Source organism: Prosthecobacter sp. (genome assembly GCF_044222345.1).
Taxonomy (GTDB): Bacteria; Verrucomicrobiota; Verrucomicrobiia; order Verrucomicrobiales; family Verrucomicrobiaceae; genus Prosthecobacter.
Genome location: NZ_JBGANL010000006.1, coordinates 11,959 through 36,150, shown reverse-complemented (window position 1 = coordinate 36,150; position 24,192 = coordinate 11,959). Strand labels below are relative to the sequence as shown.

Below are 24,192 nucleotides of genomic sequence, written 5' to 3'. Positions count from 1 at the left end.
TGCTACTCTCATGGCGAACCCACTGTTCGCCATGAAAACCTCTTTCAGCCTCGCGCTGCTGCCAGCCATGACGCTGGCATTTGTTGCTGCCTCTGCCATCTCTCAAGCAGCCCCGCCTAAAGGCCGTTCTGACACAAAAGCGCCGCCACCGCAGGAACTGCATGCGGACATCACCATCAATCCTGAGGAACTGGCGCCGGATTCCACCATCGAAGTCGTGTTTCCAACGGCGATGGTGGCGAAGGATCAAATTGGCAAAAGCGCGGCCACGTCTCCGCTGGTCATCCTGCCGGAACTGACCGGCACGTTTGAGTGGACCAGCACCCGCAGCGGCCAGTTCCACCTGACGCAGGCACCGAAGTTCGCCGCCAGCTACGAATTCAAACTGCGCGCCGGTTTGACCGACCTCGCCGGCAAACCTCTCGCGGCCGAAAAGCTTGATTCCGTAGAGAGCGCCCGCTTTCGCATCATCGACCAGCATCCGCGCTGGTTCGACGATGATGCGCAGAATCGAACCCCGCGTTTTCTTTTTGAGTTTAACGACAGCGTGACGCCTGCGGAAGTCGTCAAGCACATCAAGTTCGTCTCTGAGTCATCGCCGCAGCCGGTCGCTGCCAAGATCCGTCACGCCACGGGCAAGGATTTCACCCGCATGGGCACCGAGCCGCAGGCGACCTGGGCGGAGGAAATCTCCAAGGTGAAACCTTCCGTGGGGGATGATGCCGCCCGGCTCAGCGCCATCATCATTGAGCCTGAAACCCAGCTTTCCATTGGCAAATGGCGCCTCACCATTGCCGAGACCCTGAGCAACACCTCTGGAGTCAATCAAATCGCCGCGGGCGACGACATCCAGCTCGGTGAGATCAAACCGTTTGAGGTGCGTGAGGTCGAGGCGCACACGCCATTCGACAGCGACTACTACATTGATGTCGATTTCAACAAGCGCCTCCTGCCGCCGACGAATGATGAAATGACCAAGGAGATGGTCGAAGCTTTTGCGCAAAAGCTCGCGCCGTTCGTCACTATCCGGCGCACGTCACTTGGTCAAAAACTGGCGGCAGTAGTAAACAAAGACGAGGGGCCGATGACGGGGATTAAGGTCGAAATTCTCAGCCGCACGCTACGCTTCACCGGGCCATTTGAAGTGAACAAGAAGTACACCGTCTCGGTCGATATGGCGATGACTTCGGGGGACAATCTGCCGTTGCAGGCGAACTACAAAAACGATGTCACCTTCATCCCCAATCCTCCCTATCTGGCCGCTCCCACCTTCATCAATGCACAGCTTGCCAAAGGCGCTGCGAATTATGAATTCAGCGCCGCAAATGTGAAGCAGGTGCGGGTGCGGGCGAAGCGGCTCAATGGTCCCGAACTGCTCAAAGCTCTCGATCAATACCGTGCCTACCGCACCGCCTACTACGGCAACGACAAACAAAAGGCGGCTTACAAGACGCAGTCCATTGAAACCTACCCCGGTGCTCAGGTGTTTGACCGCAGCTTTCCGGTGAACAAGCCACTGGATCACAGCGAAATCCTGAAGCTGAACTGGCGGGAGGTGCTCGGCGATTTTCCTGCCGCGCCTTTGTTCATTGAACTCGAAGGCACTGCTGCAGACGGGGTCGAGCAGAAGGGGGTCGTCACCCAGACGCTTGTGCAGTTCACCGATCTGGGCATCATGCAAAAGAGCAATGGTCGCGAGTCGATGATCTTCGTGACTTCGCTGGAAACTGGCAAGCCTGTGCCTGGCGTGCGTCTCACCCTTGTCGACACCGATTTAAAGCTCATTGGCTACGGTGATACGGATGCCAGCGGCATCGCCACCGCTCCGGGCGCCACACCTGCATTCGTGCTTGCAGAAAAGAACGGGGATTGCGCCGTCATCGAGTGCAACGACGGTGGCATCTCCATTCCGTACGACATCTCGCAGGCCTATGAAAACGTCTGGCAGCCGCAGCGGCGCACTTTTGTTTTTTCCGACCGCCCGCTCTACAAGCCCGGTGACACAGCTCATTTCAAGGCGCACACACGTCTGCTCATTGGCGACGATCTCAGCCTCGATCAAGCACCCGCGCAGGGCCGTCTGGTGATCCGCGATCCGCGTTACCGCATCGTGATTGACAAACCTGTCACCTTCACCGCCAGCGGTGCCTGGGCGGATGATCTTGTGCTGCCAACCGGCCCAGCCGGCTGGTATGACCTTTCGATCAATCTCAAAGCGGCCAATCCCAACAGCCAGAGCAATGACGGTGGCGGCATGACCTTTCGCATTGACGACTACAAGCCGAACACCTTTGAGGTGAAACTCGACACGAAAGCCATCAAGTATCAGCCTGATCGCATTCACGTGCCGCTCAGTGCGAACTACTACATGGGCAAGGCGCTCTCCGTCGCGAAGGTGCAGTGGAGCGCGAACTCTCAGCGTGATTACGAAGCGCCCGAGGCGTACAGCCGGTATCATTTTGGCGAAGCACCTTTGTGGTCGCATTATGCCCAGGACCGCGATGCTGACGGCGACTATGCAGGGCATGAAAATGACGACGTGGAGAACGAGTGGTTCGTGAATGGCAATCTCTTCCTGGCCGAAGACGGCACAGCCACGCTTGAAATGCCGCAGCCGCCGCCAGATCGGGCTGCGTTGCCACAGCGCGTGCGGGTGAATGCTGAAGTCACCGACATCAACGAGCAGACCATCAGCTCCGCCGCTGACTTCGAAGTGCCCGGTGCAAATTTCCTGCTGGGCCTCAAAGGTCCTGATTATTTCGGCAGCGCTGGCAAGGCGTTGCAACTTGAAGTCGTCGCAATTGATTCCAAGGGCGCTCCTGCCGCAGGCTCTGTGCATGTCGATTTCAAAGTCGAACGTCAGGAATATCATACGCTTAAAATCGCCACTGCTGGCGGCGGATCGACGACCAAGGACCAGGTCATCCTACGTGAGGAGCTAAAGCAGAGTCTCGATTTGAAAGCCGCCACCGCAGGTTCGGCTCCTGCAGCCACTATTTCTTTCACTCCTGCAAGCGGCGGTGTGTATTTCGTCACCGCAGAGTCCGTGGATGCCAAAGGCACGAAGGTGCTCTCCCGCATGCCGTTCTATGCAGTCGGAGGCAAAGAATTCCCATGGGCGATGGAAGACGGCAACCGCATGAACCTTCAGCCGGAGAAAACCAAACTCAAGCCCGGTGAGGATGCGGTCATCGTGGTCAAGACGCCCATCGCAGGCACTGCCCTCGTCACCGTGGAGCGCAACAAGCTGCATCGCCAGTTTGTGACCGAACTGACGCTCGAAAATCCGATCATCCGCGTGCCGCTCGGTGAAGACGAGTTTCCCAATGTTTTCGTCTCCGTCATCGTCATCCGTGGCTCTGCCTCCAGCACCAAGCAGCACAAGATGCCTGAGTATCGTGTCGGATACTGTGCGCTTACGGTTGAGTCGGATGCGAAGGAATTGAAACTCGCGGTGAAGCCGGATCATGATGAAGTGCGTCCTGCGGAAGAGGTGAAAATCACCACGACGATCACCGATGCCAAAGGCACCGCTGTCTCAGGAGCGGACGTGACGCTCTATGCCGTGGATGAAGGCGTGCTCAGTCTCATGAAACATGAGACTCCAGACCCCTCCGCGTATTTTCATGCCGAGCTGCCGCTCGCCATCGACAGCTTCACCTCCTTTGACAATCTGTTGTCTGAAGAAGCCTCCGCACGTGACCGCGGGAACAAAGGCTTCGTCGTCGGTGGTGGTGATGGCGATGGCAACGGACCGAACGCGAACATTCGCAAAAACTTCATCGTTACACCGCTGTGGCTTGCCTCCGGCACTACAGATGCGCAGGGCAGGCTGACTGCCAGCGTCACTGCACCGGACAATCTCACGCGTTATCGCATCATGGCCGTCGCCGCGCAGGGCGTGGATCGTTTCGGCAGCGGTGAATCTGCCTTCAAGATCAACAAGCCGCTCATGATTGAGCCCGCCGTGCCCCGCTTCGCCCGTCTTGGCGATGAGTTCCTCGTCAAGGCAGTCGTGCACAACACCACTCCCAATGCCGGTGCTGTGGAAGTCACGCTCGAACTCGATGCCACGGCAAGCTTCATTCAGGAGAAACGAGATTTCGTTCCTGCCGCGCTGAAGGCTGATGTCGGAGGCAGCGCCAAGCAGCAGAAGATCATCCTGCAAATCAAAGCCGGTGAGACCGCCGCCACCGCTTTCCCGGTTCAGTTCGTGCAACTGGGCACGGCAAAATGGAAATGGACTGCTCGCGGTGTGAACTGGCCTGCCGCCGCCAGCGATGGCACCGAATCCACCTTTGAAGTCAATCACCCTGTCCCAGAGCTCCGCTACGTGAGCTACACGCGCCTCAAGGCCGATGCACCCAACGAAAATCTCATCAAGGATGTGAACCCCGCACTGCTTGAAGGCGAAGGCTCCCTCTCACTCGGCATCAGCAACAGCCGCCTCTTTGAGGCCCGCGATGCGCTGGATTACCTCCTCCACTATCCCTACGGTTGCGTCGAGCAGACCACCTCCGCCACCATGCCCTGGCTCGCCCTCGGCAAATACGAACCGCTGTTCCCCGAGCAACTCGGTGGCGGCAAGGCCAGGCAGGTCGTGCAGGCCGGCGTGGACAAGCTCCTGCAAATGACCACGGATGAAGGTGGCCTCGCTTATTGGCCCGGCGGCACCGAGTCCAGCTTCTGGGGCAGTGCTTATGGCGGCATGATGTTGCTGCGCGCGCGTGATCAAGGCGCGTCCGTCCCTGAAGACACCATCAACAAACTCGTCGAGTTCCTCTCGAAGAAACTGCGGGGGCTCGATGAGGAAAAAGACCTCTACAACATCACCGATTCTGCTCTGGCTCTCTACACCCTATCAAAGGCTGGCAAGCCTGAGCCTGCTTATCAGAACCTGCTTTTCGGTCGGCGCGAACACCTGCCTGAAATCGCCAGACTCTACCTCGCTCTTTCGATGTGCCTGAGCAACGCGCCCGAGCAGCAGATCAAAGACACCCTCGGCTGGAAACCGGCTGAGCATCCCGCTGCTGCGAAGGCTGACAGCAAATCCAAGACAGACAGCAAGAGCAAGGTCGCTGCCGCCAAATCCAAAACGAAAGCGAAGGCCAAGGCGACGCCCGCGCCAGCACCTCGCCCAGTCGTCTGGAGCCACTGGGCTGGCAACGGCGCAAACAAGGCGCTGCGTTTGATCTGTTACACGCATCTCGGCCTCACGGAAGAAGCGGAGAATCTGGCCGTGTCGATCCTGCAGTCCCGCAACGGTCGTGGGGAATGGGGCAACACCTTCACCAATGCCTGGACTCTCACGGCCCTGGCCGCCTACGAGCGCAGCTTGAAGAAAGTCGGCGAACCGCTTGCCGCGACGGGGCATTGGGACACGCAGGCCATCCCGCTTAGTCTCGCCGCCGGGTTCTCCAGCACGCATATGAACTTTGCGCTCAATCCAGCTCTCAGTGCCAAGCCGTTGAGCGTCGAACTCCCTGCCGGTCGCGAGATCTACGGTCGCATCGAAGCCCGCAGTTTCCCACCCCAGCGTGATTTCGCCGGTGAAAACAAGGGCTACGCCATCGAACGCAGTTATGAAGAGCTGAACATGGACGGCTCCACCTCTGGAACTGATGACCTCCGCGTCGGAGACATGGTCGTCGTCACACTCAAGATCGAGATTGGCGGCGGTGATCGCTACCTTGCCATCGACGATGCTTTGCCTGCCGTTTTCGAAGCCATCAATCCTGAGTTCGGCACCCAAAGCGAGCGTGAAGGCGAACAACTCCCCGACGGCACCCAGGCTTGGTTCTGCGACCACCGCGAAATCCGCACAGACCGCGCCTTGTTCTTCACAGACTTCGCTCCTGCAAAGGGCAGGTTTAGCCTCCAATACCTCGCCCGTGTCATCGCAGAAGGCGACACCACCGCTCCTCCCGCCCGTATCGAAGCCATGTATCAACCTGACAAATACGGCCTCAGCCCAACCCAGCGCGTCCGCACGCTGCCTTCAGGAAATACGAAAGTAGCTGAAGTGAAGTGAGACAGATGAGTTCGTCCCGCGTAATCGTTTTCGATGCCAGTATCTGACGCTGAATCTATTTCTCAAATCCGCGCTTCATTCCCGGAGCAGGGCTTCTTTGCTGAAAAGGAATGGGTGCTCTCTCCTGAGGCATTCGCATTGGATGCAGCCACGGTCACGATGATCCGCAATCTGGGGCCGGCACTGCGCGCCTTTCAGCGGGCATGCAATCGGCTGTACTTTGATGAAGCACACTCCTGGGTGGCGAATCTGCTGGATCAGGGCAAGCCGCAGCGCGTGCTGGATCTTGGGCGGAATCCGCGCTGGCATGAAGACCTGCCACGCGTGCTGCGACCGGATCTGGTGCTCACAGAAACCGGCGTCACCATCTCGGAGCTGGACTCACTGCCCGGTGGCATCGGTTTGACCGCATGGCTGAATGAAACCTATGCCGCACTGGATCAAAACGTGATCGGCGGAGCCACTGGAATGAGCGAGGCATTTGCCGCCGCTTTTCCGAGTGAGGACATCCTGATCTCGCGTGAATCCGGCGACTACCTCCCGGAAATGAGCTGGCTTGCAGAAAAGCTTGGTCGCCGCGTGCTGCGCCCCTGGGAGGTACAGCCCTACGAACTCAATGGCGCGGCGATTTACCGTTTCTTCGAACTGTTTGATCTCGCCAACGTTGAGAACGCCGATGTGATGCTGCGCATGGCGGAGCGCGGCGAGCTGAGTTTTACGCCACCCATCAAAGCTTTCCTCGAAGAGAAACTCTGGCTCGCCCTGTTCTGGTCTCCTGCCTTGGCGGACTTTTGGAACCGTGAACTGCAGGCCGAACACCGCGAACTGTTGGAGCAATGCATCCCCATGGGCTGGGTCGTCGATCCGGTGCCACTGCCTCCCTTCGCCGTCTGGCCAAAGCTCGACATCCAGAGCTGGCACGAAATGAAATCCTTCGGGGGCAAACTGCGGCAGTTGGTGTTGAAAATCAGTGGGTTCTCCGAGCGCGGCTGGGGTTCGCGCGGCGTGTTCATCGGCCACGATTTGTCTCAGGAGCAGTGGGCTTCCGCCATTGATGAAGCACTGGCCAGTTTCCCCACCAATCCCTTCGTGCTGCAGGAGTTTCATCGCGCCAGAGTCGTCACCCATCCGGCTTGGGATGAGGAAAAGCAGACCACGCGCGCCATGCAGAGCCGGGTGCGGCTGTGCCCGTATTATTTTGCCACATCGGATGAAGACAATGATCCCACCCTCGGCGGCGTTTTGGCCACAGTTTGTCCATCCGACAAAAAAATCCTCCACGGCATGCGTGATGCGATGATGCTGCCTTGCGTTGCGCGGTGAGTTCCGCTCCATTAGCGACACCATGAAGCTCTTACCAGCCCTTCTGTTTGTCTCGACGTCTCTCTTCGCCGCTGACCCCATCGTTGTGAAACTCTGGCCCGGTGGTGCACCGGAGCAGCCCGGCGTGAAGATTGAGGCTGAAAAAGAGATCCCGAAGAAGTCAGCGGACGATGTGCTGCGCATCACCAACGTGACGGACCCCATGATCACCGTCTACAAACCGGAAAAACCCAACGGCACCGCAGTTTTGGTCTGCCCCGGCGGTGGCTACGGCATTCTCGCCTATGAGCATGAAGGCTCCCAGGTCTGTGACTTTCTCAATCAACACGGCGTGACCGGCATTCTGCTCAAATATCGGGTGCCCAAGCGCGATCCCAAAGATCCGGGCCGCGAGGCCCTGCAGGATGCTCAGCGTGCCATGGGCATCATTCGTCACCACGCCACAGAGTGGGGTCTCAAGGCAGACCGCATCGGCATTCTCGGCTTTTCTGCCGGCGGCCATTTGACGGTGATGACCTCTCTGCACGCAAACGCACGCACCTACACCACCGACCCTGCGCTGGATGTCGAGGACGCGACCCCAAGCTTCGCCATTCCGGTTTATCCGGCCTACCTCGTCAGCAAGGAGGACATCACGCATCTTCTGCCAGGTTTTGAAGTCACCGCCAAGTCGCCGCCGATGTGCTTCATTCACGCAAATGACGATCCGTGGCCGGCCAGCGCGAGCGCATTGCTCTATCTTGAGTACAAGAAGCTCAACATTCCCTGTGAGCTGCACATTTACGCCAAGGGAGGCCACGGTTTCGGCATGCGCAAAAGCGGCGGGCCCGTAAACGAGTGGCCAAACCGTGTCGCAGAGTGGATGAAGTCGATGGGATACATTCCGTAATCCCCTCATCTATGTGGTGGCTTGTGCCCTGAATCGGACTACAATGAGAGTGTGCCTGCATGAAGACACGCAAAGCCCGAACCCAAGCGCCTCCGCCTGCAGCAAATGAACTGCTGTCGCAAGATTCCTGCCGCACGGTGGTGGAGGATCTGACGGAGATTATTTGCCGCTTTCTCCCGGATGGCACCCTCACCTATGTCAACGAAGTTTACTGCCGCTTCTTTGGCAGGACACTTGAGGAACTGATCGGTCGGCGATGGCAGCCAAGCGCAGTGGCCGAGGACGTGTTGCTGATCGAGGGGCGGCTGCGGCTGCTTTCGCCGAAGAGTCCGGTCGTCACCATAGAGAACCGAGTTTATGACGGCAAAGGACGTGTGCGGTGGATGGAGTTCGTCAATCGTGCTTTCTTTGATGATCAGGGGCTGCTGAAGGAGATGCAGTCGGTCGGTCGGGACATCACGAAGCGTGTGCTGGCGGAGCAGCGGCTGCAGGAAGGCGAGCAGCGCTGGAAATTCGCCCTCGAAAGCTCAGGGTTTGGTGTCTGGGATTGGGATCTTACACGTAATACAATCTTCCGATCCAGTCAGTTTAAGGTGATGCTTGGCTACAGTGGAGATGAGCCAATCCCAGATGCAGCACTCGGTTGGCAGGGAATGGTGCATCCCGAGGATTTGCCTGGAACCGAACTGGCGGTGAATGATCATCTGCTGCAGCGGGCCGATGACTTCGCCCGGGAGTTTCGCATGCGTTGCAAGGATGGCTCATGGAAATGGGTGATGGGTCGGGGCAAGGTTATTCGCCGGGATGATCGGAAGCGAGCCTTGCGCATGACGGGCACGCTGGAAGACATCTCCCGCCGCAAGGCTGCCGAGGAACGCGAGGAGCATAATTTGCAGTTGATCGTGAAGGGGGCTCCATGCACCGCCGTTCTGGAGGCCATCGTACGCAGCGTTGAGGCGGGGCATCCCGGCATGCGCTGCAGTGTGATGCTCGCTGATGAAACCGGCACGAGGTTGCGTTTGCAGGCCGCCCCCAATCTGCCCGAGTATGTCAAAAAGGCACTGGATGGAATACCCATTGCTCCTGACCTCGGCATCTGTGGTGCGGCCACCTTCAGCGGCAAAAGGGTGATTTGTGCGGATGTGCTGGCTGATCCACGACTGGAGACATTTCACAAACTGGCGGAGAAGGCCAGGCTGCTAGCTTGTTGGTCGGAGCCGGTGGTGAGTGGTACCGGGCAGGTGCTCGGGGCCTTCGCCTGCTACCGCCGTGAGATTCACACGCCGGACCAGTTGGAAATTCAGGCAATCGCCGCTGCCGCACGTCTTGCCGCGCTGACCATTGAACGTGAAGAACGCAAGCTGGCGCTGCAAGTCAGCGAGGAGCGCTATGCACGCGCCATGCGTGCCACGACAGACGGCCTGTGGGAGTGGAACATCCTGACGGGGGAAACCTATCTCTCACCGCGCTGGAAGCAGATGCTTGGATTTACAGAAGCCGATCAACTGGGCAAGGACCAGGAGTCGTTCATGTCCCGGCTGCACCCAGAGGACTGGCCAAGGGTTCAAGCGGCACGAAAAGCGCACTTTGAACATCGTGTGCCTTATCAGGTGGAACTGCGCTTGTGCAACAAGAGAGGCGAATACCGCTGGTTTCTTACCCGGGGGGAGGCCGATTGGAATGAGCAGGGAGAAGCGGTGCGCATGACCGGCACCATCTCAGACATCGCAGACCGCAAGCAGGCGGAGCATGCGCTGCAGGCCAGCGAGCAGCGGTTTCGCGCCGTGTTTGAACAGGCAGCAGTTGGAGTCGCTGAAATGGACACCACCACGGGACGTTTTCTCAGCGTGAACCAGCGCATTTGTGAGATCAATCAACGCTCACGTGAGGAGATGCTGAAACTGACCTTCAGTGATCTGACCTTGCCGGAGGATTTGCCGAAATCATTGCAGCACATGGAGGAATTGAAGGCAGGAAAGATCCGCAGCTACAATCTTGAGAAGCGCAATTTGCTGCCAGACGGCACCCTGAAGTGGGTGAATCTGACCGTTGCACCGATGTGGCTTCCCGGCGAGCCCGCCTTGCGCCATGTTGCCGTTGTTGAAGACATCACCGAGCGCAAACGTGTGGAGCTCGATTATCGCCGTGAGCTGGCCTACAATCAGGCGCTCGTGGGCCACACCTCCGCCTTCATCGTGGTGCTGGATCTGGCCGGACGCTTCGTGCATGCCAATGCGTCCTTCAGCGACACCATGGGATACAACCAGAAGCAGGTGATCGGTAAAACTCCCTGGGAGATCGGTCTCATGGATGCCGCGGAGACAGCGCTCTCCAAGGAGCGCTTCGCACGTCTGCTGCGGGGGGAGAAGAATCCGCCCACCGATTCAAGGCTGAGGACGAAGGATGGGGAGTGGCGCAGCGTCGAACTGCGCAGCACCACCACCTGCAAACCGGACGGCACCGTGGACCGCATCGTGGTCACGGGCACGGATATGACGGAACGCAATCGTCTGCAGCAGGAGGTGTTGCGGGTGGTGGAGCAGGAGCAGGCGCGTGTAGGGCATGACCTTCATGATGGTGTGGGCCAGACCATGACGGGAATTGTCTCATTGCTGGAGGCATTGGAGGCAGACCTGGATGGTGAGCCCCGGCAGCAGGCGCAGCGCATTCATGAACTCCTGCGCCAGTCCGTTTCCGAAGTCCGCCGCATGTCACACGGTCTCTCTCCCACCAGCGTGAAGTACCGCGGCCTCGTCGGCGCGCTGCAACTGCTGGCCGAAACCGTGCGCACCAACTTCCGCACGCCCTGCCAATGTGAGGTGGACGCCAGCATCGCGATTCAAAACAACGACATTGAAGCTCATCTATTCCGCATCGCACAGGAGGCTGTCAACAACGCCTTGCGTCATGGCAAGCCCTCGAAAGTGAAGCTGTCCCTCCAACACGTGAGTCAGACTGAGTGCGAGCTGCGAATCGAAGACGACGGCGCCGGATTGAAAAAGACCAAGGGCGGACAGCACAACGGCATCGGTGTGAGGGTGATGGATTACCGCGCCAACCTCATCGGAGCGCGGCTGACGATCAAGGCCAAGCCCCGGCGGGGAGTCGTCGTGACCTGCCGCTTTCCCTACGAGCCAGGCAAGAAGAAGCGGTGATGCTGATTCGTGCGCGAACAGCAGTGCGAAGCCGCTACAAAAACAGGCACGCGAGTTGAGTCTGCGTGCCTGTTTCGTGATGAGCGTGGGAAACTGACTGGATCAGTGCTTCAGCAGCCACTCAGTCGAGCGCGGATTGAAGTCACCCAGCTGTTCCCAGTGGAAGGCGTGGCCGGCATTGTCGTAGAGGTGCAGTTCCGCGCCGGGAATGGCGGCGGCGACTTCCTTGCCCATCCACTGAGGGGTGAAGGTGTCGTCCTTGCCGCCGATGACGAGCGTGGGGCACTTCACGTTTTTGAGTTCGTTGAGGGTGTTGTGCGTCATGGCGGCGGCACTTTGCGCTTCGGTGGCGTGCAGGGGCTGTGGCGCAGCATTGGTGGCAGCGTCTTTGAGTCCCTGCTGCATGTTGTTCCAGCAGTCGTCGTTGTCGAACCAGGGCTTGGTGAAGATGAGCATCTGAATCCACTGCATGAAGTCTTCGGGACGCATGGTCGCTTTTGCCTTCATGAGATGCTGCCAGGTGTAGAGGCCGAAGCGGTCCTGCCTGGCCCAGGTGCACATGAGGATCATGCTCTTCACCTTCTCGGGGTGGCGCAGGGCGAGCTGCTGGGCAATGACTGAGCCGAGCGAGCAGCCCACGACACGGGCCTGCTTGATGCCGAGCTTGTCCATGAGACCTGCGTAGTCGTCTGCCATCATGGCCGTGGTATAGGGGCCGGCGGGCTTGTCGGTTTCGCCCACGCCGCGGTTGTCACCGAGGATGCAGCGGAAGTGCTTTTCCCATGCCTGGGCATGCGCGTCCCACACGCCGCCGGGGGCGGTGACTCCCATGATGCAGACGAGCGGTTCGCCGCTGCCGCGTTCTTGGTAAAACATCTTGATTCCGTTGGTTTCGACGTGGGGCATAAGTGTGAAGTTGTCGGTTGGATGGTTCGCTGTTCGCAGGTCAGACCGCGAACGGCAAACTGTGAACAGAGATCGGTGAAAGCAACAAGCAAAAATCACCTGCTGCCGCACGAACTTCGCGCATAGTGGGCCCACGCCATGCCTGAAGCTCCAACCGAAACACCGCAACCCTCCGTTCCGCCCTGGGAAACGAAAGTTCCGATCACGCGACGCAGCCTGTCGCGAAAGCTGGCTTTCTGGTCAGTGACTGGCTCTTTGGTGCTGGCGATGGTCTACGCCTTGCAGCCGCGGGCGGTGGAAGTTGAGACCGGAGTGGTTCACCAAGGGCCGCTGACGGTGTATGTCTCCGAGGAAGGCAAGACGCGAATCCGCAACCGCCACATCGTCGCCGCACCAGTGGCGGGCAGCATGCAGCGCGTGACTTTGAAGGCGGGAGATACGGTAAAGGCGGGGGAAACAGTGCTCACCCGCATCGAGCCTGCTCTCTCGCCGCTGCTGGACGCGCGTGCGCGATCCCAGGCGCAGGCTCGTGTCGATGCGGCGACTGCCACCCGCAGCCGGGCCAACGAAGACATTGAGATGTCACGCACCGGCCTGAAATATGCGCAGGCGAACTGGGACCGTATCAAGAACAACACGGACAAGGGAACCGTCAGCGCCACCGACCGCGATACTTTTGAGCGTGAGGCAGAAATGAAAATGCGGGAAGTTCGTTCGGCGGAGTTTGCCCTCCAAGTGGCTGATTTTGAACTGGTGCAGGCCAAGGCGGCTCTGCAGCAGATCGACAAACCGAGTGCAGGCGGTGCATTCATCGAAGTGCGTGCTCCGGTCAGCGGCGTTGTGTTGCGGGTGCAGCAGGAGAGCGCGACGATCGTGGCGCCGGGGGCACCCATTTTGGAAATCGGTGACCCCACGGATTTGGAGATCGAGGCAGAAATCCTCTCACGCGATGCAGTGACGATCAAGCCGGGGGCGCTCGTCACGGTGGAGCAGTGGGGGGGGGATGAGCCGGCCAAAGCCCGCGTGCGCCGTGTGGAACCTGCGGCATTCACCAAGGTGTCCGCACTGGGTGTGGAAGAGCAGCGGGTCCTTGTCCTGAGTGATTTTACAGAGCAGACACCTGCATTGAAAGCACTGGGAGACCGCTACCGCGTGGAAGTGCGTGTGGCCGTATGGCACAGCGATGACACACTGCTGGTGCCGGCGGGAGCATTGTTCCGCGAAGGCAGCGAATGGAAGACATTTTTTTTTGATGCCGGCAGCGCCAGGGCTGTGGTGGTCAAAGCTGGGCGCACGGATGGTAAACTTACACAGGTCTTGGCAGGTCTCAAAAAGGGGGACGAAGTGCTGATGCACCCGCCGGACACCGTGCGCGATGGCACCAGCGTGGTGAAGCGCACGGAGGTGAAATAAAAAAGCGGCCTCTTTCGAGGCCGCCTTGGAAGTGCTGACAGGCTGTTTTTTAGACTTTCCAGCCGGCGCGGTATTCGCGGGTGAGCCACTTGGCGTCACCGCCACTCACGAAGGTGTGCTCGGTGGGATTCCACTTGATGTTGGCGCCGTACCAGTAGCCGAAGTTCATGAGGTGGCAGGCGATGGCGCTGCTGGCTCCCACGCCGGCGTGACAGATGGGCTGCTTGCGGCTTTTCATGCAGGCGACGAAGTCGGCGATCTGATCCTTGCTCTCGTAGAGTGAGACCTTCTTGTCCTTGAGGAAGTCACGTTCGGCGAGGGCGACTTCGCGATCGACGGAAGTGCCTGCGGATTGATCTTTGCCGTGGAAGGCGTGGACTTCTTTACCGCCGAGGCTGAGGGCAAATTTGCCGCGTCCGACGTTCACCTCGCCCTCGGTGCCGTGGAAGGTGCAGCCGTGGCTGCCTTCTGCGTGAGAGAGCACCGCACCGCTGGCGTAGATGAGCTGCGCACCGCGCTTGGCGTTTTGGTAATCGGCCGGCGCTTTGACCTCAACAGGACCGTTTTCATCCATGCCAAGGCCCCACTGAGCGATGTCGATGTGATGCGCGCCCCAGTCGGTGATCATCCCACCGCCAAATTCGCGGGTCTTGCGCCAGTTGGGGAAGGTTGTGCTTTCGCCAATGGGGCAGAGCTCGTGGTTGAAGGGCACGAGCGGAGCCGGGCCGCACCACATGTCCCAGTCGAGGCCTGCGGGCTTCGCTTCTTCGGGGTAGGCGTTCGGCTTGGCGGGATCGCCGATAGTGATTGTGACGCGCTCGACCTTGCCGATGACTCCGTTGCGCACGAGTTCGCAGGCGATGCGGAATTCCTTGCTGGAGCGCTGCATGGAGCCGGTCTGGAGCACGCGGTTGTGCTGTTTGACGGTTTCGACGACGGAGACTGCTTCGTGAATGTTATGCGTGAGCGGCTTCTCACAGTAAACGTCCTTGCCGTGGCTGAGGGCGCTGTTGGTGATGATGGCGTGCCAGTGGTCCGGTGTGGCGATGCACACGGCGTCGATATCGGTGCGCTCGGTGATCTTGCGGAAGTCGCCAGTGGTCTCGCAGGGCTTGGCGCTGCCGCCCTTCTTCGCGTAGTGGTCATCGACCTTCTTTTTGTAAAGATCGCGGCGTACGTCATACACGTCGCAGACGGCGACGACCTCGATGTCAGGATACTGGAGGAATTTGTTGATAAGGCCGCCCATCTGCTTTCCGAGGCCGATGAAGCCCATGCGGATCTTGCCGTTGGCCGATTGGGACCAGAGGCGTGCAGGTAGAATGAAGGGCGCTGCCACCGAGGCGGCGGCCAATTTGGCGAACTGACGGCGTGAGGATGCGGTTTGCATGGTTGGTGTTGGGTGGAATTTGAGGGTGGAGCATAACAGTCGATTTGCCAAGTCTCTTGCACTCGGGGTCGGCGTGGGTATTCGGCAGGATGGATTTTTCAAAACAGCGTCTTGGGCAGTTGATCATCGTTTCGGGGCCGTCGGGCACCGGCAAAACGACGCTGGCGCGGAAGGTGTGCGATCGCGGCGAGGCGGTCTTTTCCGTTTCCTGCACCACACGTGCCCCCAGGGCGGGTGAAGTGGACGGGAAGGACTATTATTTCCTGACCGAGTCTGATTTTCTGGCGCGGGTGGAGCGAGGGGAGCTGTTTGAATACGCCCGGGTGCATGGCCGGCTCTATGGCACGCTCAAGAGCTACGTGTATGAGAACCTTCAACGCGGGGTGGATGTGATCATGGACATCGACGTGCAGGGAGCGATGCAGGTGCGCGCCTGCGAGGACGAACTGGTGAAGCGCTGCCTGCTGGAGATTTTCGTGCTGCCGCCGAGCTTGGAGGAGTTGCGCAACCGCCTCTCTGGCCGTGCCACGGAGGACGCGGCGGCGTTTGAACTGCGCATGCAGAACGCTGCAGCAGAGATGGAGCACTGGCGCAAATATGGCTACGTGCTCGTCAGTGGTACGCGGGAAAATGATGCACGACGGTTTGATGCCATCCTTGAAGCCGGGCGGATGCGGACCAGCCTGTGGTGATCATGACGGGATGCCGGCGTCTCTGAGGGCAGGGAACTGACTGCGCCAGTCGCGGAGGACGGCTGGATCAATCTGAGTACTGATGACACGTTCCTGCTCGGCGGCGTCAGCGATGATGAGACCGTGGGGATCGACAACGAGGCTGCGTCCCGTGTAGGTAAACTCAGGATCGGTGCCGCAACGGTTGACGCCGACGACGTAGGCGAGGTTTTCGATGGCGCGTGCCTGAAGAAGCGTGATCCAGTGTTGGATGCGTTTCACCGGCCAGGCGGCGATGAAGACCAGCACCTCGGCTCCGGCGCGGATGGCACTGCGCGCGAGTTCGGGAAAACGAAGATCATAGCAGATGAGCGGAGCGATGCGCAGGCCCTGCCATTCAAAGAGGCTGACTTCGGTGCCTGCAAGGTGGGCCCGGTCTTCGCCACCCAGGCTGAAGGGGTGATTTTTGGTATAGCGGGCAAGGACGCTGCCGTCCGGGGCGATAGCGAGTGCTTGGTTCATGCCTCGCCCCTCATCGGAGGAGGTCACCACTCCACCGATGACGCAGCTTTGGTATTGCGCGGCCATTTCGCGGAGGAATTGCTCAGTGGGGCCATTCGTTGGCTCGGCGGTGGCTGAGAGGTTCATGCTGAAGCCGGTGGAGAAGGTCTCCGGCAGGATGATGAGCGATCCGGGCTGCGGACAGGCACTGGCGATCAACTGGCGCGCCTTGGTGTGATTGGCAGCGCGGTCTTCCCAGACGGAATTGATTTGGACGAGGTGGACATTCATAGGCGTTCTTTGCGGGCACCTGGACGGAGACGATCAGTGGATTCCGAATTGCTACGGGCGCGAACGCCGATGAAGCCGCTGGCAGAAAGAATGGTAAGACCGCAGACGATGGCGAAAGTGTCAAACGACATGACCTTGATCATGGCGAAAGCCAGGGAAGGGGCAATGAGGCCGCGCACGCCGGTGAGAAAGGTGTGCACGCTCATGTACTCGGCGACGGCATGTTTGTCAGCAAGCTTGGTGACCCAGAGCGCCCAGGTGACATTTCCTCCCGCATTGGCCATGCCCCACAAGGCCATGCCGAAGGTCCACCAGAAGAGGCTGTGTCCAAGGAAGAAACACAGGATGCCAGCAGCAAAGAAGACGTTCAGCACTGCACGCACAGTGAAGAGGTGAAAGCGATCATATACCAGCCCCCAGGGGTAAGAAAAGACGACGCGGGCCAGCACCGGAACCACCCCGGTGATCCAGGCGACATTGAATTCGCTCAGGTTGATGCCGTGGCGCGGATTGGCAAGGTATTCGACGAACAGGCATGCGGCAGCGAGATTGCCAATGCCCATCATCATCCAGGAGATGAGCAGCGTGCGGAAATCGCGGTCCTCACGCACCCAGCGCATGGAGCTCCAGAGGCTGGTGCTGGAATTTTCCGGCGCTTCCCACGCTGTGACTGGCAGACCATAGGTCCAAAAGCCTGAAATGAAGCTGCTGGCGGCGAAGGACCACAACAGCCAGGTATAGTTCTCAATGTCCCATCCGAGAAGTTTGCCGCCCACAAAGCCGAAGCACACGGCTGCCGCCGCCCGTGTGACCCCAGTGACCGCATAGAGCTTGCCTCGCTTGTCGGCAGGGTAATTGATGCGGTAGATCTGCGTCATCAAAGGGATCTGCATGGTCAGGCAGAACAGGCCCAGGCTCAGACCGCCAATGTAGAGAACAGGGCTGTGTGGAAACGCCGCAGAAACGGCCATGCAGCCACCGCCCAGCAACTGCACTTTTGCGGCTGTGCGCGCGATCGTGCTTTTGGCCCGCAGCAGAAGTGGAACCACAAACAAGCTGGCCACCATGCCACCACTGGTGGCGCTGAGAAAGACGGACTTCGCCACATCGCCCATGTGAAACACCCTCACGGCGATGAGCATGCCAAAGGTGGCGGTCAGGGTGTCGATGACCCCTGAGGGGATCGAGCGCCACAGTTCGTTGCGCAAGGTCCGGGAGGTGATGGCATCGGCTTCATTCACGCGGGCTATTCGCATGAACAACGATGCGCGTCCAGCACAGAGGCTGGACGCTCATCAGACCAGAGATCGCAAACAGCCAAGGCGCTGCGCACCTCGCTCCCGCATCACGCGGCTTTCTTGGATTTCTTGGCAGCAGGGGCCTTGGCAGCAGGAGCCTTGGCTGCAGGAGCCTTCTCAGCGGTCTTCTTGACCGGTTTTGGAGCTGGCGTCGGGGCCACAGTCATCCATTCCTGGTAGTGAACCCAGCTGTCACTGCCTTCATCGCGGAGGTAATCAGTTTCAGTGAGGATCCCGCGCTTTTGGAAATCGAGGATTTCTTTTTTGGCGAAGGGGCCGAATTCAACGAAGGCGCGGCTGAGGTAGACGAGGTCTTTCATGGTATGTTTTTATTGGTATTTAGGTTTTGGGGAACTGGGCCGTAACATCACATGAGCTGTGGAACAAGCAGCAATCTTGCCACAGTTCCACAATAAATGGGGCAGGCCAATCCAAGGGTAATTTTTGCTTTATTGAAGGCATGTCTGCTTGCGACACCCATCACTGACCTCTAGTTTATATGACAATTAATGATTATTTGCCTCGAATCATCCATCCTCGGCGGGTACCTTTCCAACGAAGTACCAGGCTTGGTTACGGGCATGTTTCATCTTGCAGGTCAGAATCAGTCCGTTCGAGTAGAATTAGTGGGTAATTTCCTGCGCGATATTGCCGGCTGCCGGGTTGATTTTCATAATCCGCTTCCTAATGCCAATGAGGACCATGTGGATGCCATCTCGGCCATGCAGCATGGATACAGCGGTTTGATGACAGCCTCCTCCCGCGTGTTGAAACTCCCACGCCGAAGATCTCAATCTGGGACAGTCTGTACTTTGCCTGAGCCGCCCGGGCTGAAAAACCTGCTTTTCTTTGAGTGGTTCAATCAGGATCACCAGCGCATTCTGATTCAGTCCTGGCATTTGCAGATGCGTGTCTCGTCGCCACGCTGGCAACTGACTAAGGAGGAGGAGGCCGCCTTGTTGCGACAGAACCGTGCCCGGCGGAAGCATTTCCTGCTTGGTACCAGCCGCAATTCAAAATCCGTCGATGCTTTGCACAGCCCCGGTTTTGACGACCCTTTTCAGCCTGCCAAACCAGGCAGTGATCCTTTCGCCTCAATCAAGCGTGATCCCGTGCCGCCCCGTCAAACACCCGGCAAAGCGCAGGGGAGCAGTGATCTAAATCCTGTGGCGCGCTCTGCTGCCCTGGCCAAGGAACTGCGACGCTTTCAAAGCTTGCTCGTCTTCAATGAGGAGGTGCGCACCCGCCCGGCGGTCCTGCGTCTGCTTTCCACGGTGGCGGATCTGGCCGCGCATCTCATCCATGTCCTGCGTCAGTTTGCCCAGTCGGAAAAAGATCAATGGCAGTTTTTGGTGGTCGATCTTGAACAAAGTCTCCCCCTCTTTGCAGCGGCTTTGAATGCGACGGACAAGCTGGTGCAGCAGCATCCTCAAGGTGCGGACATGGAGTGGCTGGCCGGCGTGCAGGCCAGCCTGCTCAACATCGAGCTGCGGATGCGTGAACTGCTGGGACTGCTGCGCTGAAGGTGAGAGGGGGTTGATCCGAGCTAAGCTTGCGTCTAGCATACAGGATGCGTCTTTCACATTATGCCCTGGCTCTCACGATCATTCTGCTCGCCATCACCGGTTATCTGGCCTGGGAAGCACAGGAGGAGGCCAAAGGAGCACGCAAAGAACTCGAACTGGTGCGCAGGCAGCAGGCCGCCCATGAAATGGCCATGCCCGCGAAACCTGACACAGTGACCAATTTGCCGCCACCGCCGGAAGTGCCGGCTGCACGAGTGCCGCCTTTGGCCGGCAGTGATCTGATGCCAGGAACCCCGCCCACCTATGGTTCACCGGCCGCCGCTGCGGCGCCTTTGACAGATCTGCAAAAGCAGCTTTTGGGCATGCCTGCCTTCGCGAAAGTCATTGAAGTCCACAATGACCAGGGCTTTGCCGTGATCTCCGCCGGAAAGGACAAACAACTGACCGCCGGTATGAAATTTGATGTGCGACGCGGCAATGGGCTGGTAGGCCGTGTGATTGTGGGTGAAACCATTGAAGCCGCAGAAGCCGTCGTTGATGTTGACAATACCGCCTCGCTCCCGGGTGTTCGCATTGAAGCTGGCGACGAGTTGATTCTGCCGATTCGGAAATAAAGATTCTCCAGATGCCGCGTGAACGTCTTGATCTGGCCTTGCTGAAGCTCGGCATCGTGCCCTCACGTGAACAGGCCAAACGGCTGATCATGGCAGGTGAGGTCAGTGTCATGGGCAAGCGCATCACCCAGCCGGGCTGGCTGGTCGCTGATCTCCAGGAGATCGTCGTTCGTGAGCGTCCCAGGTTTGTCAGCCGTGGTGGTTTGAAGCTCGAAGGTGCGCTGGTCCATTTCGGCATTGATGTGACGGGCATGATCGCGCTGGATGTAGGTGCCTCCACAGGGGGATTCACCGATTGTCTGTTGCAGCGCGGTGCTGTGAAAGTCTTTGCCTTCGATGTCGGCACCAATCAACTCGCCTGGAAACTGCGCAGTGATCCACGAGTGGTATCACGGGAACAGTTCAATCTCCGGCACATGCGCCGTGAAGACATAGGCCAGGAGGTGGATATCCTGGTGGCCGATCTTTCTTTTATTTCCCTCACCTTGGTCCTGCCTGCGGTGTTGCAAGCGCTGCGTTCGGGTGGTCAGGCATTGGTTTTGATCAAACCTCAGTTTGAGCTCTCACGTGAGGAGATTGGCAAGGGGGGCATTGTGCGTGAACCAGAACTGCATGCCAAAGCCTGTTCACGAATTGAAGAGTTTGTGAAGTCGCAGCCAGAACTGGAATGGCGGGGCTTGGTTGAGTCCGCCATCCAAGGAACGGAAGGCAATCGCGAGTTTTTGGCTTGGTTTGGCAAGCAGTGAACCAAGGGGTGTTTTTAAATGAGTGTCATTATGCCCTGGTTCTATCAAAAATGAGACTCTTATTCGACGCTTTGATCAAAAATTGACAATTTAAGGTTGCAACTTTGCAATAATTATCACAATTTACCATCATAAATACAAGCGGCCATGAAAAACCACGCCTACAAATCCAATCAACGCCGAGCTTGTCCGGCGTTCAGTCTTTTTGAGGTCTTGATGTTTATCGCCATTATTGGGGTGATGGTTGGAATGTTGGTGCCGATGCTGGGCCACCATGATACCGCTTACGCAGCTCGTGACCGCCGCAATGCGCAGGAGCTGTGCTCAACCTGCATGATGGCGCAGGCGGCAGAGGTGAATTTTGTGCAGGACGAGAGTGTGATCGATACTGTGCGTGCCATTGTGCGTGGCGGCATGTCTGTCCGCGGGGCGATGCGTGGTCGGGTCTTTATGGTGCCAGGCCTCAGTGATGAAGACATCCAAGGAGCCGCGAAATACCTTCGCGTGCGAGATGGTCAATTGCTGTATACGACGACAGCAATGACCGCTCCACCAGGAGACCAGCGTCTGTAACAAGCGCAGCAGCAGGATCAAGATCACGATTCTGCCTGTAGCGAACATGGCCGGTGGCTCAATCCTCGCGCAGAACAAGACTGGTGGTTTTTGCCGCAAGCTGCACTCTGCGCAGTCTTGATTTGCCAGCTGTTTTACCTTGCCTGAAGCCATCGTTTCCACCAGCATAAGAGCTTCATGAATTCTGCATTCGTTAAAAAGAACTGGTATTTCTTCACCCCGGCCGTGATCATCCTTATCCCGGCGCTGATGGTTGTTTTTTGCACCGTCAAATACGGTTATTCAGTCCCTGACTCCATCAATGCGGTGTTCCATATCGGCTCCACAGGCACGCGCTACTCCATGGGATTTTCGGAAAGAAATTTCTCGCTGGTGAGACCCGGCATGGATGGCAGAACTGTTTTCAATACAATCAGAAACCCCATGGAGGGCAATGACCCCGGTGCAGATGTTGCCAACTGGCGTTACAGCCTTCCAGCCAGCGGAGCAGGGTATTATCATGAGCGCACCATTGTTTTCGTGAAGGACAAGAATGGCATCCCTCGGGTCAAACAGCGCATCAGTCGTTTTCATGCGGCGAATTGATTCCTGCACGAAACGGGGCGAAAGTGACGCATAATACTCTAGCATGAACCCTTGCACGCCATTGATGCTTAAAGCTTGTCTGTTTTTACCGCTGCTATTGCTGGCAGCATGTGAAAATTCAGCACACATCAAGGGGCTGCCCAAAGACCTGCCGGTCATCAATTTGCATGGATCACCGGACACGCCGCCACACAGTTTGGGGCATGCAGATTATCCATTTGCGGCCAACGGTGATTACAAAAGTGACTGGGCTGCCGAGGGTGGGCAGGGGGCTGGCATGGACTACTCTTCCTGGCGTTCCTCTCATGGCGGTTCTTCCTCCCGCAGTGCTTCCAAGAAAAAAAGCTCTTCCAAATCCAAATCCGGCGCCAAGAGTTCCGGGAGCAAGAGCTCCCGTAAAGGCGGTTCATACACCATCAAGAGCGGTGACAATCTGGGGGCCATCGCCCGCAGGAATGGCACGACTGTGGCGAAGCTCAAGGCTGCAAACGGGCTGTCTTCCGACAAGATCCGTGCGGGTAGAACGCTCAAAATTCCCTAGCGGTCGTGTATTCTCACCCCTCACGCATCGCTGCTTTCTGCCTGGCGCTGTTCGTGGGAGGTGCGGCGGTTGGTGTGGCAGGGGAGAAGCTGCGTTTTTCCACGGTGGTGATTGATGCAGGCCATGGGGGCAAAGATGGCGGTTCCGTCTGGAATGGGTTGGTCGAAAAAAAGCTCTGCCTAGATGTCGCGAAGCGCGTCGAAACGGCGCTGCAATTGAAAGGCCTGAAAACCGTCATGACGCGGCGCACGGACACCTTTGTTGAACTTGGACAACGGGCGCGGATCGCCAATCGCGTCCCCTCGTCGGTCTTTGTCAGCATTCATTTCAATGGCAGCCGCAAAACCATCATCTCGGGTGGGGAGGTGTATTACCGCAGTTCTCGCGGCAAAGGGTTCGCCACAGCCATCAGTCGTTCGATCAAAAGCAAAATTCCCGGTGGAACTCGCGGTGTTTTTCAGGCCAGCTATAAAGTGCTGCGAGAAACCCAGATGCCAGCGGTGCTCATCGAATGCGGTTATCTCAGCAACAAGCGCGAGTCCCTGCGCTGCGCAGATCCTGCTCACCGGCAGAAGCTTGCAGATGCGATCGTAAGCGGACTCCTGGCCGCCCGGCGCAAGAAGTGAAGCCCGGCTTTCATTTCTTTTGAAAGTTCACCTTTGCGAGGCTTCTGAGTGGCATTTGACGAAGCCCCTGCCGTGGTGGATGGAATGAGCCAGATTCCATGTCAGCCCCAGCCCTCAGCGCCAGCAATCCTGTTTTCCCGTTTCACCTCGTGCGGGCAGACTTGGAACGTGTGGAAACGGCCATCCTCGAACAAGCACGTGCATTTGATCCCGGTGTCGAAGGCTATGTGAGCTACGTCTGCAAAACTTCGGGGAAGCGCATCCGCCCTGCTTTGGCCGTGCTCGCCGGCGGCGCCACGGGTGGTACGCACGAAGGGCACACGCGCCTCTCCGTCATTCTCGAACTCGTCCACATCGCCTCCTTGGTTCATGATGACATCATGGATGGTGCGGATATTCGCCGCGCCCAGCCCACCGCCGTCGCCAAATGGGGCAGCAGTCTCAGCGTCCTGCTGGGTGACAGCCTCTTTGCCTACGCGCTCGAGCTTGCCACGGAGTTTGAAGACACGCATGTCTGCCGCACCATCGCCCGTGCCTCGCGTGATGTCTGCACTGGTGAAATCCTGCAAACCCAGCGCCGCTTTGATTTCAATCTCTCCGTCACCGATTATCTCAAGATGATCGAGATGAAGACGGCTGCGCTCTTCGCCGCCGCCAGTGAACTGGGCGCCCGTCTCAACCAGCAGCCCGAATCCGTGCAGGCGGCATTGAAAGACTACGGCCTCAAACTCGGCACCGCCTACCAGATCTACGACGATTGCCTCGACATTGTCGGCGACGAAAAAACGGTTGGTAAAACGCTCCGCACCGATCTCGCACGCGGCAAGCTCACGCTGCCCATCCTGTATCTCCTTGAAGGAGCCACGGAGGCGCAGAAGCAAAAGCTCAACCGCATGCTGCTCAAAGGTGAGCCCATGGACACCACCATTCTCGCCGGCATCGCTGACTATGAAGGAGCTGTGGAGCGTGCGGTCAAGTTCGCACAAAACATGCTGCTGGAGGCCCGCTCTGATCTGGTCTGCCTTGGGGCTTCGCCGCACAAACAGGCGCTCGAAGACATTGTGGGTTATTTGCACAGCCTGCTGGATCAGTGCCGGGCGATTCATTGATTTT

19 protein-coding genes are annotated in these 24,192 nt (G+C 58.3%); 14 read left to right on the top strand and 5 right to left on the bottom strand.

Annotation, left to right across the window (positions count from 1 at the left end; translation table 11 throughout):
* Positions 1–31 precede the first annotated feature (31 nt).
* The 4 genes from ACILSL_RS05365 to ACILSL_RS05350 are packed head-to-tail and all read left to right on the top strand — an operon-like array spanning position 32 to position 11,398.
* Positions 32–6,031, top strand: coding sequence for an alpha-2-macroglobulin family protein (locus ACILSL_RS05365; protein WP_395730975.1), 6,000 nt, complete (start codon positions 32–34; stop codon positions 6,029–6,031).
* Between the two features lie 33 nt (positions 6,032–6,064).
* Entirely contained in the window at positions 6,065–7,354 is a 1,290-nt protein-coding gene (locus tag ACILSL_RS05360; protein WP_395730974.1) for a hypothetical protein, read from the top strand.
* Between the two features lie 22 nt (positions 7,355–7,376).
* Positions 7,377–8,243, top strand: a complete 867-nt coding sequence (locus ACILSL_RS05355) for an alpha/beta hydrolase (protein ID WP_395730973.1) — start codon at positions 7,377–7,379, stop codon at positions 8,241–8,243.
* A gap of 59 nt (positions 8,244–8,302) precedes the next feature.
* Positions 8,303–11,398 (top strand): PAS domain S-box protein, encoded by a 3,096-nt coding sequence (locus tag ACILSL_RS05350; RefSeq protein ID WP_395730972.1) that lies wholly within the window; start codon positions 8,303–8,305, stop codon positions 11,396–11,398.
* Between the two features lie 102 nt (positions 11,399–11,500).
* Here the strand turns inward: ACILSL_RS05350 and ACILSL_RS05345 are convergent, their stop codons facing one another.
* Positions 11,501–12,304, bottom strand: a complete 804-nt coding sequence (locus tag ACILSL_RS05345) for an alpha/beta fold hydrolase (RefSeq protein WP_395730971.1) — start codon at positions 12,302–12,304, stop codon at positions 11,501–11,503.
* Positions 12,305–12,442: 138 nt separating this feature from the next.
* Here ACILSL_RS05345 and ACILSL_RS05340 point away from each other — a divergent pair, with 138 nt between their 5' ends.
* Positions 12,443–13,717, top strand: a complete 1,275-nt coding sequence (locus tag ACILSL_RS05340) for an efflux RND transporter periplasmic adaptor subunit (RefSeq protein WP_395730970.1) — start codon at positions 12,443–12,445, stop codon at positions 13,715–13,717.
* Positions 13,718–13,766: 49 nt separating this feature from the next.
* Here the strand turns inward: ACILSL_RS05340 and ACILSL_RS05335 are convergent, their stop codons facing one another.
* Entirely contained in the window at positions 13,767–15,107 is a 1,341-nt protein-coding gene (locus ACILSL_RS05335; RefSeq protein ID WP_395730969.1) for a Gfo/Idh/MocA family protein, read from the bottom strand.
* A gap of 89 nt (positions 15,108–15,196) precedes the next feature.
* Here ACILSL_RS05335 and gmk point away from each other — a divergent pair, with 89 nt between their 5' ends.
* Positions 15,197–15,799: a guanylate kinase gene (gmk, locus tag ACILSL_RS05330; protein ID WP_395730968.1), complete on the top strand. Its 603-nt coding sequence runs from the start codon at positions 15,197–15,199 to the stop codon at positions 15,797–15,799.
* On the opposite strand, the gene ACILSL_RS05325 is transcribed toward gmk, so the two are convergent.
* The 3 genes from ACILSL_RS05325 to ACILSL_RS05315 all read right to left on the bottom strand — a co-directional run bounded on the left by ACILSL_RS05325 (position 15,800) and on the right by ACILSL_RS05315 (position 18,188).
* Positions 15,800–16,570, bottom strand: coding sequence for a carbon-nitrogen family hydrolase (locus ACILSL_RS05325; protein WP_395730967.1), 771 nt, complete (start codon positions 16,568–16,570; stop codon positions 15,800–15,802).
* Positions 16,567–17,826 carry an MFS transporter gene (locus ACILSL_RS05320; RefSeq protein WP_395730966.1) on the bottom strand — a complete coding sequence of 420 codons (1,260 nt, stop codon included), beginning with the start codon at positions 17,824–17,826 and terminating at the stop codon, positions 16,567–16,569. Before ACILSL_RS05320 ends, ACILSL_RS05325 begins: the two co-directional genes overlap by 4 nt.
* A gap of 89 nt (positions 17,827–17,915) precedes the next feature.
* The gene (locus tag ACILSL_RS05315) at positions 17,916–18,188 is read right to left on the bottom strand and encodes a hypothetical protein (protein ID WP_395730965.1); all 273 of its coding nucleotides are present in this window, start codon (positions 18,186–18,188) and stop codon (positions 17,916–17,918) included.
* A gap of 492 nt (positions 18,189–18,680) precedes the next feature.
* Here ACILSL_RS05315 and ACILSL_RS05310 point away from each other — a divergent pair, with 492 nt between their 5' ends.
* The 8 genes from ACILSL_RS05310 to ACILSL_RS05275 all read left to right on the top strand — a co-directional run bounded on the left by ACILSL_RS05310 (position 18,681) and on the right by ACILSL_RS05275 (position 24,188).
* On the top strand, positions 18,681–19,391 hold the full coding sequence (locus ACILSL_RS05310; RefSeq protein ID WP_395730964.1) for a hypothetical protein: 711 nt from the start codon (positions 18,681–18,683) through the stop codon (positions 19,389–19,391).
* A 47-nt stretch (positions 19,392–19,438) separates the two neighbouring features.
* Positions 19,439–20,008 (top strand): hypothetical protein, encoded by a 570-nt coding sequence (locus ACILSL_RS05305; RefSeq protein ID WP_395730963.1) that lies wholly within the window; start codon positions 19,439–19,441, stop codon positions 20,006–20,008.
* Between the two features lie 11 nt (positions 20,009–20,019).
* Entirely contained in the window at positions 20,020–20,754 is a 735-nt protein-coding gene (locus ACILSL_RS05300; RefSeq protein ID WP_395730962.1) for a TlyA family RNA methyltransferase, read from the top strand.
* A 147-nt stretch (positions 20,755–20,901) separates the two neighbouring features.
* Complete coding sequence (locus ACILSL_RS05295; protein WP_395730961.1) at positions 20,902–21,327, top strand: type II secretion system protein; 426 nt, start codon at positions 20,902–20,904, stop codon at positions 21,325–21,327.
* A gap of 177 nt (positions 21,328–21,504) precedes the next feature.
* Positions 21,505–21,912, top strand: coding sequence for a hypothetical protein (locus tag ACILSL_RS05290; protein ID WP_395730960.1), 408 nt, complete (start codon positions 21,505–21,507; stop codon positions 21,910–21,912).
* Positions 21,913–22,189: 277 nt separating this feature from the next.
* Positions 22,190–22,453 (top strand): LysM peptidoglycan-binding domain-containing protein, encoded by a 264-nt coding sequence (locus ACILSL_RS05285; RefSeq protein ID WP_395730959.1) that lies wholly within the window; start codon positions 22,190–22,192, stop codon positions 22,451–22,453.
* A 5-nt stretch (positions 22,454–22,458) separates the two neighbouring features.
* A complete protein-coding gene (locus ACILSL_RS05280; protein ID WP_395730958.1) occupies positions 22,459–23,079 on the top strand; it encodes an N-acetylmuramoyl-L-alanine amidase in 621 nt (206 codons plus the stop codon).
* Between the two features lie 98 nt (positions 23,080–23,177).
* Entirely contained in the window at positions 23,178–24,188 is a 1,011-nt protein-coding gene (locus ACILSL_RS05275; protein WP_395730957.1) for a polyprenyl synthetase family protein, read from the top strand.
* Positions 24,189–24,192 lie beyond the last annotated feature (4 nt).

Coding starts and splice junctions, on each gene's coding strand:
- ACILSL_RS05365 (WP_395730975.1), top strand. CDS start 32: ATGAAAACCTCTTTCAGCCTCGCGCTGCTGCCAGCCATGACGCTGGCA.
- ACILSL_RS05360 (WP_395730974.1), top strand. CDS start 6,065: ATGCCAGTATCTGACGCTGAATCTATTTCTCAAATCCGCGCTTCATTC.
- ACILSL_RS05355 (WP_395730973.1), top strand. CDS start 7,377: ATGAAGCTCTTACCAGCCCTTCTGTTTGTCTCGACGTCTCTCTTCGCC.
- ACILSL_RS05350 (WP_395730972.1), top strand. CDS start 8,303: ATGAAGACACGCAAAGCCCGAACCCAAGCGCCTCCGCCTGCAGCAAAT.
- ACILSL_RS05345 (WP_395730971.1), bottom strand. CDS start 12,304: ATGCCCCACGTCGAAACCAACGGAATCAAGATGTTTTACCAAGAACGC.
- ACILSL_RS05340 (WP_395730970.1), top strand. CDS start 12,443: ATGCCTGAAGCTCCAACCGAAACACCGCAACCCTCCGTTCCGCCCTGG.
- ACILSL_RS05335 (WP_395730969.1), bottom strand. CDS start 15,107: ATGCAAACCGCATCCTCACGCCGTCAGTTCGCCAAATTGGCCGCCGCC.
- gmk (WP_395730968.1), top strand. CDS start 15,197: ATGGATTTTTCAAAACAGCGTCTTGGGCAGTTGATCATCGTTTCGGGG.
- ACILSL_RS05325 (WP_395730967.1), bottom strand. CDS start 16,570: ATGAATGTCCACCTCGTCCAAATCAATTCCGTCTGGGAAGACCGCGCT.
- ACILSL_RS05320 (WP_395730966.1), bottom strand. CDS start 17,826: ATGCGAATAGCCCGCGTGAATGAAGCCGATGCCATCACCTCCCGGACC.
- ACILSL_RS05315 (WP_395730965.1), bottom strand. CDS start 18,188: ATGAAAGACCTCGTCTACCTCAGCCGCGCCTTCGTTGAATTCGGCCCC.
- ACILSL_RS05305 (WP_395730963.1), top strand. CDS start 19,439: ATGCGTCTTTCACATTATGCCCTGGCTCTCACGATCATTCTGCTCGCC.
- ACILSL_RS05300 (WP_395730962.1), top strand. CDS start 20,020: ATGCCGCGTGAACGTCTTGATCTGGCCTTGCTGAAGCTCGGCATCGTG.
- ACILSL_RS05295 (WP_395730961.1), top strand. CDS start 20,902: ATGAAAAACCACGCCTACAAATCCAATCAACGCCGAGCTTGTCCGGCG.
- ACILSL_RS05290 (WP_395730960.1), top strand. CDS start 21,505: ATGAATTCTGCATTCGTTAAAAAGAACTGGTATTTCTTCACCCCGGCC.
- ACILSL_RS05285 (WP_395730959.1), top strand. CDS start 22,190: ATGGACTACTCTTCCTGGCGTTCCTCTCATGGCGGTTCTTCCTCCCGC.
- ACILSL_RS05275 (WP_395730957.1), top strand. CDS start 23,178: ATGTCAGCCCCAGCCCTCAGCGCCAGCAATCCTGTTTTCCCGTTTCAC.